Source organism: Ochrobactrum sp. A-1 (assembly GCF_022488005.1).
GTDB lineage: Bacteria > Pseudomonadota > Alphaproteobacteria > Rhizobiales > Rhizobiaceae > Brucella.
The window spans coordinates 621,146-633,399 of sequence record NZ_JAKVQC010000004.1 but is presented as its reverse complement, the minus strand read 5'-3'; the positions used below and the strand labels follow the sequence as shown (position 1 = coordinate 633,399).

Genomic DNA, 12,254 nt, shown 5'->3' with positions numbered 1-12,254 from the left:
AGAGTTCTGCCATGGCTGCCCGTTTCTTCCCCATCATGTTTGTCCTGCTTTGGGCCACCGGTTTCATCGGTGCGGGGCTGTCCATGCCTTATGCGGAGCCGTTCACTTTCATGGCGGTGCGTTTTTCCATCGCGGCTGTCATCATGACGCTTTGGGCGCTTGCAAGCCGGAGCATCTGGCCGAAAGGCAATGTACTTCTTCATGCGGCGATTGCTGGATGTCTCATACATGGCGTCTATCTTTCAGCCTTGTTCTGGGCCGTTCACCACGGCCTGCCTGCGGGAATGTCCGGTCTAGTGGCAGGTCTTCAGCCGATGCTGACCACGCTGATTGCGGCCATTCTTCTGGGAGAACGGGCGAGCGGACGGCAATGGACAGGGCTTCTCATCGGTTTCATCGGTGTTGCGATGGTTGTATGGCCAAAGTTTTCGGCGGGCAGCGGCGTTGATCCGAAAAGCCTTGCGGCGGCTTTCTTGGCCGTAGTGGCGATCAGCACTGGCACCGTCTGGCAGAAGCGTTTCGGCACGGCTGGCGATCTCAAGGCCGGAACGGCGGTGCAATATATCGCTGCTGCCATTCTGACCTCTATCTGCGCCTTCGCCTTTGAAACACGTGTCATCATCTGGTCGCCATCACTGATTTTTGCGCTGGTCTGGCTGACGCTTGCCATCTCCATCGGCGCTATTCTGGCACTTCTTGTGATGATCCGCGAAGGCGCAATGTCGAAAGTCGCATCGCTGTTTTATCTGGTGCCCGGTACTGCCGCGGTCATGGCTTATCTGATTTTCGGTGAGACGCTATCGGCAATCCAGATCGCAGGCATGGTGGTGACGACGCTTGGCGTTGCGCTGACTACTTTACGCCGGGCATGATCCCGAAAAGTGGGAGCCGGTTTTCGGACCGGATCGTGCGTTGATCGTTATGAGTTAAGTTCGGGTTGTTGTTCGCGCTTGCGAAAGATCATGATCGCAGCGTTTATTTCTGCACCGATGATGAAGATTGCTGACAGCATGTAGAGAAAGACAATCGCCACCATGATCGAGGCGAGGCCTGCATAGGTCGTCACATAGGTGGCAAAGGTTTCGAGATATTTTGCAAAGGCCATCGCGGCGGCAAGCCAGGCTATGAGTGTGATCAATATGCCGGGCAGGATATCACCGAGGCTGCGTCGTCCGGCTGGAAGCCAGATATGCACCATGAACAGTGCCAGGACCAGCACTGCCACCGCTACCGTGTAGCGCCAGAAGGCAATTGTGCCGGTGAACGGCGCAATATCTGGAAACCATTGTTCGGCAATACGCACGGCAAGCGGGGCCAGAACCAGCAGGAAGCTGATTGCCATCAGGCTCAATGTGCCGACCAGAACGAAGCCCAGGCTTTGCAGGCGGCAGAAAATGATCGAGCGCTGGTCGGTGACGCGATAGGCGCGGTTGAGCGCGATGCGCAACGCCTCGACACCATTCGAGGCAAAATAAGCCGCTGCAATCACGCTCAATGTCAGAAGTCCACTGCGCTGCACGGTCAGCACGTTCATCACTTCGTTGGCAATTGGAGCAGCGATATTCGATGGCCACATATCGAAGATAACATGTACCGCCGTATCGGCGAATTCCTTGGTGCCGAGAAAGCTCGCCAGTGTGGTAGCAAAGATAAGGAACGGAAACAGTGCCATCAAGCCGGAAAGCGCGATATGGCTGGCGAAAGCCCAGCCATCGTCGGAACTGAAATGACCAATGACGTCGTAGGTGATCTGACGGAGAAAACGTTTGATTTTTCGCATCCGCAGATTTGTCCCCTAAAGCCTTGGTCGGTATTCGATAGGTGTTCAGCCTGTGTTTCAAGGCCTTAAATCTAGCATCGGTCTGCGGATTGCAAGGGCAGGACCCGTTTTAAACCGGACCCGAATCAAGCAAGCTTGTTGAAATTGCAGCGGGAAACGAACCTATGGCTCCGGCACATTCCGGTCAGAATCGACAACGCAATATCATCATCACCGGCTGTTCCTCCGGTATAGGCGCCTATTGTGCCGAAGCGCTTCATGAGCGTGGCTGGCGCGTATTTGCGACCGCCCGCAAGGATGCGGATATTGAGGCACTCAAGGCAAAGGGAATTGAAGCCCATTATCTCGACTATACGGAGCCGCAGTCGATCGCTGCCCTTGCCGGTGAGGTGTTGCGGCAGACTGGCGGGACGCTCGATGCCCTGTTCAACAATGGTGCTTACGCGCAACCTGGCGCGATTGAGGACTTGCCGGTCGAAGCCTTGCGCCAGCAGTTCGACGCCAATTTCTTCGGCTGGCACGACCTTACCCGGCGCGTTGTTCCGGTCATGCGGCAGCAGGGATGTGGGCGTATCGTGCATTGTTCGTCGATTCTGGGATTGGTTCCGATGAAATGGCGCGGCGCGTATGTGGCGTCGAAATTCGCGCTTGAGGGGCTGATGCTTGCGCAGCGCATGGAGCTGGAAGGCTCTGGTATCGATGTGTCGTTGATCGAGCCTGGCCCGATTGCTTCGCGCTTTACCTATAATGCGGCCAGTCACGCCAGAGCCAATATCGATATGGAAGCTTCGGTGCATCGTGAGCTCTACCAGCGCCAGATGGCGAAATTAGAAAGTGGCGGTACAAAATCCAAGAACAAGCTTGGACCGGAAGCCGTCTATGATGTACTGCTTCATGCATTGGAGGCGCCGCGTCCCCTTCCGCATTATGTGGTGACAAGACCGGCGAAACTTGGGTTACTGGCACGGCGCCTGATGCCTGCACGCTGGCTCTACCGGATGCTGTCCGACCAGTCATGAGGTCAGGAACAGTGCGCATGGGAAGGAAATAAAATGGACGTTCTGTTCAAGGGCGCGGCAATGGTGGCCATGTTTGCTGTGGCCGTCGTTCTGATCATCGGTCTGCGCAACATGATGCGCGGCGGTGACGGCAATTTCTCGAACAAGATGATGCAGCTGCGCGTTTTCCTGCAGTTCATTGCGATTGTTCTGATCGTCGGCGCGATCTATTTCGCTCGCCAGAAAACCGGTCAGTAAATATGGTCAAGCTCAACAAGATCTATACCCGCACGGGCGACAAGGGCACGACCGGGCTTGCCAGCGGGCCGCGCCGGCTGAAGTCGGACCTGCGTGTCGAAGCCTATGGTACGGTGGATGAAACCAATGCCTGCATTGGCATGGCGCGCCTTCACACCGGCGGCGACAATAATCCTCATGCGCAAATCGATACCATGCTGGGCCGTATCCAGAACGATCTTTTCGATCTTGGTGCAGATCTTTCGACGCCGGATGACGGCAAACCGCTCGCCTACGAACCTTTGCGCATCGTCGCATCGCAGGTTTCGCGTGTGGAAGCCGATATTGATCTCCTCAATGCCGATTTGCAGCCGCTCCGCTCGTTTATTCTTCCGGGCGGCTCGGCGGCATCGGCTGCATTGCACCTTGCTCGTACGGTTTCACGCCGGGCCGAGCGCCTGATGGTTGCGCTTGCCCGCGTCGAAGGAGAGATCGTTTCGGCAGAGGCTCTGCAATATATCAACCGCCTTTCCGATTTCCTGTTCGTGGCATCGCGAACCGTCAATGATAATGGTGCGCAGGACATTCTTTGGGTGCCCGGTGCCAACCGCTGATCAGACACCGCGCCTGTTGCCCCAGATCAGCACGTGGAGCTGGGGCAGGACGTGTGCTCCGTACCAGCCATCCGCAATCACCTTTTCCACCAGCCATTCCATCCGCCGCATGATGCCGTCAATATCGACTGCGGCGTCGTGTGCCTCGGGCGGCGGTGGTGTGTGATTGCCCGGCTGGAGATAGACCGGCAGAGCGGGATAGCGGCTGCCCACCTCTTTAGTGAAGGCGTAATCCTCTTCATCGAAGATGACGAATTTCAGCACCGTTCTCGGCGCTCCACCTGCAGCCTCGACACATGTTGCGAACGCATTTAAATCGACGTCCATACCGCTTGAAGGTGGTTTTGGACTCAGTACCAGCGTGTCGAGCTCGGAAAACCAGCCTTGTGCGACCGACCCTTGGGTTTCCAGTGCAAAGCGATAGCCTTCGGTTTTGCCGAGCCTGATCAAGGGGCCTAGCGGTTGAATGGCCGGATTTCCACCTGAAAGTGACACTGTTAGAGGTTGATTTCGGGAAAGTGTCGTCACTTCATCCCAGATCGCTTCCGCGCTCATTGCTTTCCACTCATGGCGAAAACGGCTTTCAACGGCATGGAGGCTGTCGCACCAGGAGCAGCGATAATCGCAGCCACCGGTTCGCACGAAAACCGTCGGCTCGCCGATCAACACACCTTCGCCCTGTATCGTCGGGCCGAAAATTTCTGCGATGCGTATCTGTGTCACGGTCTGTACTCGGCCCATGTTTTGGGCGTTTCGCTGACCCGCACAGCGGAAATTTCCGGCCAGCGCGCATGGCACCATTCGAAAAAATGCCGGGCAAGTGTTTCAGCCGTGCTCTGGTTGTGACCCAAAACATCATTGAGATGGTGATGGTCGAAGCAATCATCGATATAGCACTTGAACGGCGCCAGCTCATGGTAATCACGGACAAAACCGTGCTGGTTCAGATCGGGAGCCGAGAGTTCGACCTCCACGATATAATTGTGGCCGTGCAGACGGGCGCATTGATGGTCTTCCGGCAGGTCAGCCAGCTGATGCGATGCGGAGAAATGAAATTCCTTGGTAATGCGAAACATCAGACGTTCCTCCGTGCAGCGGCGTTGCGCCAGAAATCTGCATCTTCATAGAGGGTAGGGTCTTCGATGCCCGCGATATGAAAGGCCTCGCGTCGTTCGACACAGGTGCCGCAGCGCCCGCAATGGTGTTCGCCGCCCTTATAGCAGGACCACGTCGCGGCAAAGGGCGTACGGTATTTTGCGCCGTCGATAACGATGTCGGCTTTCGATGCGTGCACATAAGGCGCGAGCAGCTTTACGTTAGCATAACCGTCCAGTGCATGGTTCTGCATCGTCTGGAAAGCATCGATGAAGCCGGGGCGGCAGTCAGGATAGATGAAGTGATCGCCGCCGTGGACAGCAAGGGCTACGGCCTCTGCCTTTTGTGCTGCCGCGACACCGAATGCGATTGCCAGCATGATCGCATTGCGGTTGGGAACGACGGTGATCTTCATCGTTTCTTCGGCATAGTGTCCGTCCGGCACATCGACATCGTCGGTGAGCGCAGAGCCGGTCAGGCTGGCGCCGATATCGGTGATGTTGATGACCTGATGGGAAACGCCAAGCCTTTCGGCGCAGGCTTTGGCCGAATCCAGTTCCTTTTTGTGGCGCTGGCCATAGTCGAAGGAGAGGAGGGTAGTAAGTTGGTGTTCGCTTGCTATTCTGTGAGCAAGCGAAACGGAATCGAGTCCGCCGGAGCAGACGACAAGCGTTTTCATAGTCAGAGTCCTTGTTTTGACCGGGTAGGCTGCGACCGGATTGCGAGGCGTTACCTAAAGCATGGTGCATCGCTTGTAAACGACATGAAAACAGGAGGTGTCGGGTTGCTCAGTTTCGGAATGACGTCTTGTCAGAATAAATTGATTTTAATCGATATAGCGGGCCGTGCCTGATTGACGTGCACGTCAACCGTCTTTAGGTTTCGTGCCGGTTCCCGGCGGATAGGCAGCGCATTTGCGTCATAACCCAAGTTGCGCTGGTGCCGCTTTCATGTCGGATTTTGACATGCGGGTGGGAGTTCACGGCGGCATAGTCGTGCTGCAAGAGTCATTGAAGAGGTAATCGCGGATGAAAGTCCTTGTCGCAGTGAAACGGGTTGTCGATTACAACGTAAAGATCCGTGTAAAGGGAGACGGTTCGGGCGTTGAGCTTGCGAACGTCAAGATGTCGATGAACCCTTTCGATGAGATCGCGGTTGAAGAAGCGATCCGTCTGAAGGAAGCGGGCAAGGTGACGGAAATCGTCGCGGTTTCGGTCGGCCCGACACAGGCACAGGAAACGCTGCGCACGGCGCTCGCCATGGGTGCGGACCGCGCCATTCTGGTCAAGACCGACGAGACGGTCGAGCCACTCGGCGTCGCCAAGGTGTTGAAGGGCGTGGTTGAGGCTGAACAGCCGGATCTCGTCTTCCTCGGCAAGCAGGCGATCGACGACGATGCCAACCAGACCGGTCAGATGCTGTCGGCGCTCCTCAACTGGAGCCAGGCAACCTTTGCCTCCAAGGTGGAACTGGCTGACGGTTCGGCCAAGGTCACGCGCGAAGTGGATGGCGGTCTCCAGACCATCGACGTGAAGCTTCCGGCGATTGTCACGGTCGATCTACGTTTGAACCAGCCGCGCTATGCGTCGTTGCCGAACATCATGAAGGCCAAGAAGAAGCCGCTCGACGAAAAGTCGCCTGCTGATTTCGGCGCCGACATTGCGCCGCGTCTCAAGGTCCTGAAGACCGAAGAGCCGGGTGGCCGTAAGGCCGGCGTGAAGGTCAGTTCAGTGTCCGAGCTGGTTGAGAAGCTGAAAGCTGACGGCGTACTCTAAAGAAATCGGAAGGGACGATATAAATGGCTATTCTTCTTATTGCCGAACACGATAATGCAACCCTTTCCGACCAGACGGCGAAAGCGCTGACGGCAGCTGCCCAGATCGGCGGCGACGTGGATGTTCTGGTTGCAGGCAAGGGCGCGAAGGCTGCAGCCGATGCTGCCGCCAAGCTCAAGGGCGTGCGTAAGGTTCTGCTCGCTGAAAGCGACGCACTGGAAAACCGTCTGGCCGAGCCAACGGCCGCTCTCATCGTGGAACTGGCAGGCAATTACGACACGATCATTGCTCCGGCAACAACCTCGGCCAAGAACATCCTGCCGCGCGTTGCAGCGCTTCTCGATGTGATGCAGTTGTCCGAAATCATGGAAGTCGTTTCGGCTGATACGTTCAAGCGTCCGATCTATGCGGGCAATGCGATCCAGACGGTGCAGTCGACCGATGCAAAGAAGGTTATCACCGTTCGTACGGCTTCGTTCCAGGCAACGGGCGAAGGTGGTTCGGCTGCAGTTGAAAGCGTCAACGCAGCAGCCGATCCGGCGCTGTCGAGTTTCGTCGGCAATGCATTGTCGGATTCGGACCGTCCGGAACTGACCTCGGCCAAGATCATCATCTCGGGTGGTCGTGCACTCGGCTCTGCCGAAAAATTCCAGGAAGTGATCCTGCCTGTAGCCGACAAGCTCGGTGCTGCTGTCGGTGCAAGCCGTGCGGCGGTCGATGCAGGCTATGCACCGAATGACTGGCAGGTCGGCCAGACGGGCAAGGTGGTTGCGCCGGATCTCTATATCGCCGTGGGTATCTCCGGAGCGATCCAGCATCTGGCTGGTATGAAGGACAGCCGCGTCATCGTCGCCATCAATAAGGACGAAGAAGCGCCGATCTTCCAGGTCGCCGATTACGGCCTCGTCGGCGATCTCTTTACAGTTCTTCCCGAACTGCAAAAAGCGCTTTGATCGATCAGAAAGCGGCGGGCTGGTCCCGCCGTTTTTTATTTTGGAGGACTTCAGGCACGAAAGCACTGATTTTGCTTTCGCTGAATGAGGGCTGTATCTGTCTTAGGCAGAATTGGTATATTGAAGCATTCCCAGCAAAAGTGCGAAGCGATTTTGCTGGGGGTAATGCGTAAGAACAAAAGTTAGAGCATATGCTCTCGGCCTCGGCTCTGTTGTGGGGCGGCTGAATGAAGGAGTTATAACTGTGGCAATCAAGACGGTAGGGGTGGTCGGCGCAGGACAGATGGGCAGCGGTATTGCTCACGTATGCGCGCTGGCCGGGTTCGATGTGCTTCTTCATGATGCGGCAGCGGACCGGCTGGAAAAGGGCATCGCCACCATCAATGGCAACATGGCGCGTCAGGTTGCTTCAGGAAAATTGCTGGAAGATCAACGCGCTGCAGCGATGAAGCTTATCCGTCCGGCAAATTCCATGGCGGATCTGGCGGGTGTCGATCTGGCTATCGAAGCAGCAACGGAAGACGAAACCGTCAAGCGCAAGATCTTCGCGCAGCTTTGCTCGGCTTTGAACCCGGAAGCGATCCTCGCGACCAACACGTCATCGATCTCTATCACGCGTCTTGCTTCCACGACCGATCGTCCAGAGCGCTTCATCGGCATTCATTTCATGAATCCGGTGCCGGTGATGAAGCTTGTTGAACTGGTGCGCGGGATAGCCACGGACGAGGAAACCTTCCGCAAATCGAATGATTTTGTAACTGCGCTTGGCAAGACGGTAACGGTTGCCGAAGATTTCCCGGCTTTCATCGTCAACCGTATCCTGTTGCCGATGATCAACGAGGCCATCTACACGCTTTATGAAGGCGTTGGCAGTGTCGAAGCTATTGATACGGCGATGAAGCTCGGTGCCAATCACCCGATGGGCCCGCTCCAGCTTGCCGATTTCATCGGCCTGGATACCTGCCTTTCCATCATGCAGGTTTTGCACGACGGACTGGCAGATTCCAAATATCGCCCATGCCCGCTTCTGGTCAAATATGTCGAAGCAGGCTGGCTGGGGCGCAAGGCTGGCCGTGGCTTTTACGATTATCGTGGTGAGCATCCGGTTCCGACGCGCTAAGGTGTACAATGGTTTCGTGGAAAGGGCCGGTTTGAACCGGCCTTTTTCAATTGTGGCAATAATTCGCGGGCTGTGGAAAAGCGCAAACATCCTTACTATTAACTTACCCTTAACCATATGAGTTCAGAGCTTATTCATCTTTGATTGTTAAAGTTTTCATTAAGATGTTCGGAAATGAACAGGGTTTCATGGTCCCGATTAATTGGTGGTCGGGACATGACGGGCATCCATTCCGAATAGCGTGTTTTTGACGAAGGTTAAGACGATGAGCATTCTTGTTCAGCTGCGTGACAGCGTTAATGTCATCCGCGAGTTCGTCGCACCGAGCTACCGGCCCGAGCGTCATTATATGCGCGGACCAGGCCCGGCTTGCGCCGCGCGTACCCATCATTGACATGAGCGCTTGAAGCCTCCGTTTGCTTGGCGAACGGATTGGCATTGTAAAAAGTAAAGCCAGAACGGTTGTCCGCTCTGGCTTTTGTCTTTTGAGAATTTGCGTGTGGGCGGTCTATTCAAGTCCCTCGAACAGTGCCGTCGAAAGATAGCGTTCGGCAAAGGACGGGATGATGATGACGATGTTCTTACCGGCGTTTTCAGGACGCTTGCCGATTTCGACAGCGGCGGCCAGAGCCGCGCCGGATGAAATGCCAACCGGAATGCCTTCGAGCCGGGCGAGCAGGCGTGCGTTGGCAAAGGCATCTTCATTGGAGACCTGAACGACTTCGTCATAGATGCCGGTATCGAGCGTCTTCGGGGCAAAACCTGCGCCGATGCCCTGAATCTTGTGCGGGCCGGGTGTGCCACCGGAAAGCACCGGTGAATCTTTCGGCTCCACCGCGATCACCTTGAAGGATGGCTTGCGTCCCTTGATGACCTGCCCCACGCCGGTGATCGTGCCGCCCGTGCCGATACCGGAGATCAGTATATCGGCTTCGCCATTTGTATCGTTCCAGATTTCTTCCGCTGTCGTCAGGCGATGAATTTCGGGGTTGGCAGGGTTTTCGAACTGCTGCGGGATAATCGCGTTCGGATTGCCTTCTGCGATAGCTTCCGCTTCCGCGATCGCGCCCTTCATACCTTTTGCGCCTTCGGTCAGAACCAGTTCAGCGCCGAGGAGCTTCAGAAGCTTGCGGCGCTCCACCGACATGGTTTCCGGCATGGTGAGGATGAGGCGATAGCCCTTGGCCGCAGCGGCAAAGGCAAGCGCGATGCCGGTATTGCCGGAAGTGGGTTCAACGAAGACCGTCTTGCCCGGTACGGCTTTGCCGTCGCGTTCCAGCGCTTCGATTAGTGCCAGACCGATGCGGTCCTTCACGCTCGCCAGAGGATTGAAGAACTCCAGCTTGGCGAGAAGATTGGCTTCCACACCCTTTTCCTTGGCGAATTTGTCGATCCGTACAAGTGGGGTGTTGCCGATCGTGTCGAGTATGGAATCGTATATGCGACCGCGACCTGCTGTTTTACCGGCTTTCGGTTCGTTCAGGGGCTTGTTCATGGCGTGATCTCCCTTTTGTCGCGCAAAGTTTAGGAGGAAATGACGCAAAAGCATAGTTGGGTACGTGCGCTCGCGGCATCAAGTTTGGAAGTATATTCTTTATAATTGAATAAATTGGAAATAAATTCCCTCATAAATGAGGGGCGACGTATTAGCTTGGAGTAAAGCTCGATTGATCCGCGTCAATGCGTTGTAAAGGGGAGGCGCGCATCATCGGGTATCAGGCTGCAGGAGAGCACGAATGTACAAGAACATACTGATCGCAACCGATGGATCTGAACTTGCGGAAAAAGGCGTCGACCAGGGTGTCGCGCTGGCCAAGGAAACGGGTGCCAAGGTTACCTTTGTGTCCGTAACTGAACTTTTGCCATCCTATGGCATCGTGGTCGCTGCAGAATGGGCGTCGAGCCCGGCGGCGTTTCAGGAATATCGCGAGGCCATTACCAAGGCAGCCACGGAAATCCTGTCGAAGGCCAAAGCGAAGGCAACGGAGATTGGCGTCGGCGCTGAAGCCGTGCATGTCGAGAACCAATCACCGGCGCAGGGCATCGTCGAGGCTGCGAATGCCAGGAATGCCGATCTGATCGTCATTGCATCGCATGGACGTCGCGGTGTGAACAAGTTGCTGCTGGGCAGTCAGGCGGCGGAGGTTCTGTCGCTTAGCACTGTGCCGGTACTGGTCATCAAGTAATTGGCAGCTATTTCCAATCTTCCGACATTGCAACGATTTCTCTAACGCGCATGACAACGCAAGAAGATTCCTGAAAACCTCTGTTAAGCTCCTCCCGTCCGTACTCGGACAGGAGGAGTTTTCTCAAGGAGGTAATCATGACTGCGCCACGGCCTTCAAAAACCATGCTGGGCAATCATCCGCTTCATCCTGAAACGCAGATGCTTAATTATGGCTACGATCCTGAACTCTCTGAAGGAGCGGTCAAGCCGCCAGTATTTCTGACCTCAACTTTCGTGTTCAAGACGGCCGAAGACGGGCGCGATTTCTTCGATTTTGTTTCCGGTCGCAAGGAACCGCCCGCCGGTGTGGGTGCCGGTCTCGTCTATTCCCGTTTTAATCACCCCAACAGCGAGATCGTTGAAGATCGCCTCGCGGTCTATGAAGGGACAGAGAGTTGCGCGCTGTTTTCTTCGGGCATGTCGGCTATTGCTACGACGCTATTTGCCTTCGCACGTCCCGGTGATGTCATTTTACATTCGCAGCCGCTTTATGGTGGTACGGAAACGCTCCTTGCCAAGACATTTCTCAATTTCGGCGTCGAAGCGGTCGCCTTCGCCGATGGCGTGCACGAAGCCTCGATAGAACAGGCAGCGAATGAGGCTGTTAGCAAGGGGCGCGTCTCGGTAATTTTGATCGAGACGCCCGCCAATCCTACCAACAGCATTGTCGATATTGCAGCCATCCGGCGTGTTGCAGAAAAAATCGAACAAGAGCAGGGACACCGACCGATCATTGCCTGCGACAATACCCTGCTCGGGCCTGTCTATCAAAAACCACTCGATCATGGTGCCGATCTTTCGGTCTATTCGCTGACCAAATATGTCGGCGGACATTCGGATCTGATCGCGGGGGCAGTGTTGGGCGCCAAGGCTGTTGTAAAGCAGGTCAAGGCATTGCGCGGTGCCATCGGCACACAGCTTGATCCGCATTCATGCTGGATGCTTGGGCGCTCGCTTGAAACACTCGGGCTGCGCATGGAACGCGCCAACAGTAACGCTCGGGCAATCGCGGAATTTCTGCGCGACCATCCGAAGGCCGCGAAGTTGCATTATCTCCCATTTGAGGATGAGAATTCGGATGTCGGCGCGCTGTTCAAGCGCCAATGCAGCGGTGCGGGGTCGACTTTTTCCTTCGATATTAAAGGCGGGCAGGCGGCGGCATTCCGCTTCCTGAATGCGCTTCAGATATTGAAGCTTGCGGTCAGTCTTGGCGGCACGGAATCGCTTGCAAGCCATCCTGCTGCTATGACCCATTCGGGCGTTCCCGTCGATGTGAGAGAGCGTATCGGCGTGCTGGACTCTACGATCCGGCTTTCCATCGGCATCGAGCATCCTGACGATCTGATCGCCGATCTGGCGCAGGCACTCGAAACGGCTTGAAAACCTTATGCGACAGAAAGCAGCGACCGGTTGCCGGTGCTTTCTCGAAGAAGGCCCCAATGCTAATTCAGTATG

At 55.8% G+C, this 12,254-nt stretch carries 15 protein-coding genes; 10 read left to right on the top strand and 5 right to left on the bottom strand.

From position 1 onward, the window contains the following. Positions 1–11: 11 nt before the first annotated feature. Positions 12–872 (top strand): DMT family transporter, encoded by an 861-nt coding sequence (locus MKS82_RS12610; protein WP_109988564.1) that lies wholly within the window; start codon positions 12–14, stop codon positions 870–872. Between the two features lie 47 nt (positions 873–919). On the opposite strand, the gene MKS82_RS12605 is transcribed toward MKS82_RS12610, so the two are convergent. Next, on the bottom strand, positions 920–1,780 hold the full coding sequence (locus MKS82_RS12605; RefSeq protein WP_109988563.1) for a YihY/virulence factor BrkB family protein: 861 nt from the start codon (positions 1,778–1,780) through the stop codon (positions 920–922). Between the two features lie 164 nt (positions 1,781–1,944). On the opposite strand from MKS82_RS12605, the gene MKS82_RS12600 reads away from it, so the two are divergent. The 3 genes from MKS82_RS12600 to MKS82_RS12590 are packed head-to-tail and all read left to right on the top strand — an operon-like array spanning position 1,945 to position 3,629. After that, the gene (locus tag MKS82_RS12600; protein WP_109988562.1) at positions 1,945–2,799 is read left to right on the top strand and encodes an SDR family oxidoreductase; all 855 of its coding nucleotides are present in this window, start codon (positions 1,945–1,947) and stop codon (positions 2,797–2,799) included. A 33-nt stretch (positions 2,800–2,832) separates the two neighbouring features. Further along, the gene (locus MKS82_RS12595; protein WP_010657522.1) at positions 2,833–3,036 is read left to right on the top strand and encodes a twin transmembrane helix small protein; all 204 of its coding nucleotides are present in this window, start codon (positions 2,833–2,835) and stop codon (positions 3,034–3,036) included. Positions 3,037–3,038: 2 nt separating this feature from the next. Then, a complete protein-coding gene (locus tag MKS82_RS12590; protein WP_109988561.1) occupies positions 3,039–3,629 on the top strand; it encodes a cob(I)yrinic acid a,c-diamide adenosyltransferase in 591 nt (196 codons plus the stop codon). Here MKS82_RS12590 and queE read toward each other — a convergent pair whose 3' ends face one another. The 3 genes from queE to queC are packed head-to-tail and all read right to left on the bottom strand — an operon-like array spanning position 3,630 to position 5,403. Beyond that, on the bottom strand, positions 3,630–4,370 hold the full coding sequence (gene queE / locus MKS82_RS12585; protein WP_109988560.1) for a 7-carboxy-7-deazaguanine synthase QueE: 741 nt from the start codon (positions 4,368–4,370) through the stop codon (positions 3,630–3,632). It abuts the gene before it with no gap. Beyond that, positions 4,349–4,705 carry a 6-pyruvoyl trahydropterin synthase family protein gene (locus MKS82_RS12580; RefSeq protein WP_109988559.1) on the bottom strand — a complete coding sequence of 119 codons (357 nt, stop codon included), beginning with the start codon at positions 4,703–4,705 and terminating at the stop codon, positions 4,349–4,351. Before MKS82_RS12580 ends, queE begins: the two co-directional genes overlap by 22 nt. Further along, complete coding sequence (queC, locus tag MKS82_RS12575) at positions 4,705–5,403, bottom strand: 7-cyano-7-deazaguanine synthase QueC (RefSeq protein ID WP_240578904.1); 699 nt, start codon at positions 5,401–5,403, stop codon at positions 4,705–4,707. The genes MKS82_RS12580 and queC overlap by 1 nt, the downstream gene beginning before the upstream one ends. A gap of 349 nt (positions 5,404–5,752) precedes the next feature. Here queC and MKS82_RS12570 point away from each other — a divergent pair, with 349 nt between their 5' ends. From MKS82_RS12570 to MKS82_RS29525, 4 genes are all read left to right on the top strand, one after another. After that, the gene (locus MKS82_RS12570; protein WP_109988557.1) at positions 5,753–6,499 is read left to right on the top strand and encodes an electron transfer flavoprotein subunit beta/FixA family protein; all 747 of its coding nucleotides are present in this window, start codon (positions 5,753–5,755) and stop codon (positions 6,497–6,499) included. Between the two features lie 23 nt (positions 6,500–6,522). Continuing rightward, complete coding sequence (locus tag MKS82_RS12565; protein WP_109988556.1) at positions 6,523–7,452, top strand: electron transfer flavoprotein subunit alpha/FixB family protein; 930 nt, start codon at positions 6,523–6,525, stop codon at positions 7,450–7,452. A gap of 244 nt (positions 7,453–7,696) precedes the next feature. Next, positions 7,697–8,572 (top strand): 3-hydroxybutyryl-CoA dehydrogenase, encoded by an 876-nt coding sequence (locus MKS82_RS12560; protein WP_061344472.1) that lies wholly within the window; start codon positions 7,697–7,699, stop codon positions 8,570–8,572. A 265-nt stretch (positions 8,573–8,837) separates the two neighbouring features. Continuing rightward, the gene (locus tag MKS82_RS29525; protein ID WP_255362115.1) at positions 8,838–8,966 is read left to right on the top strand and encodes a hypothetical protein; all 129 of its coding nucleotides are present in this window, start codon (positions 8,838–8,840) and stop codon (positions 8,964–8,966) included. A gap of 114 nt (positions 8,967–9,080) precedes the next feature. On the opposite strand, the gene cysK is transcribed toward MKS82_RS29525, so the two are convergent. Continuing rightward, a complete protein-coding gene (gene cysK, locus MKS82_RS12555) occupies positions 9,081–10,067 on the bottom strand; it encodes a cysteine synthase A (RefSeq protein ID WP_109988555.1) in 987 nt (328 codons plus the stop codon). Positions 10,068–10,308: 241 nt separating this feature from the next. Here cysK and MKS82_RS12550 point away from each other — a divergent pair, with 241 nt between their 5' ends. Beyond that, positions 10,309–10,758, top strand: a complete 450-nt coding sequence (locus tag MKS82_RS12550) for a universal stress protein (protein WP_109988554.1) — start codon at positions 10,309–10,311, stop codon at positions 10,756–10,758. A 137-nt stretch (positions 10,759–10,895) separates the two neighbouring features. Then, positions 10,896–12,179, top strand: a complete 1,284-nt coding sequence (locus tag MKS82_RS12545; protein WP_109988553.1) for a cystathionine gamma-synthase family protein — start codon at positions 10,896–10,898, stop codon at positions 12,177–12,179. Positions 12,180–12,254 lie beyond the last annotated feature (75 nt).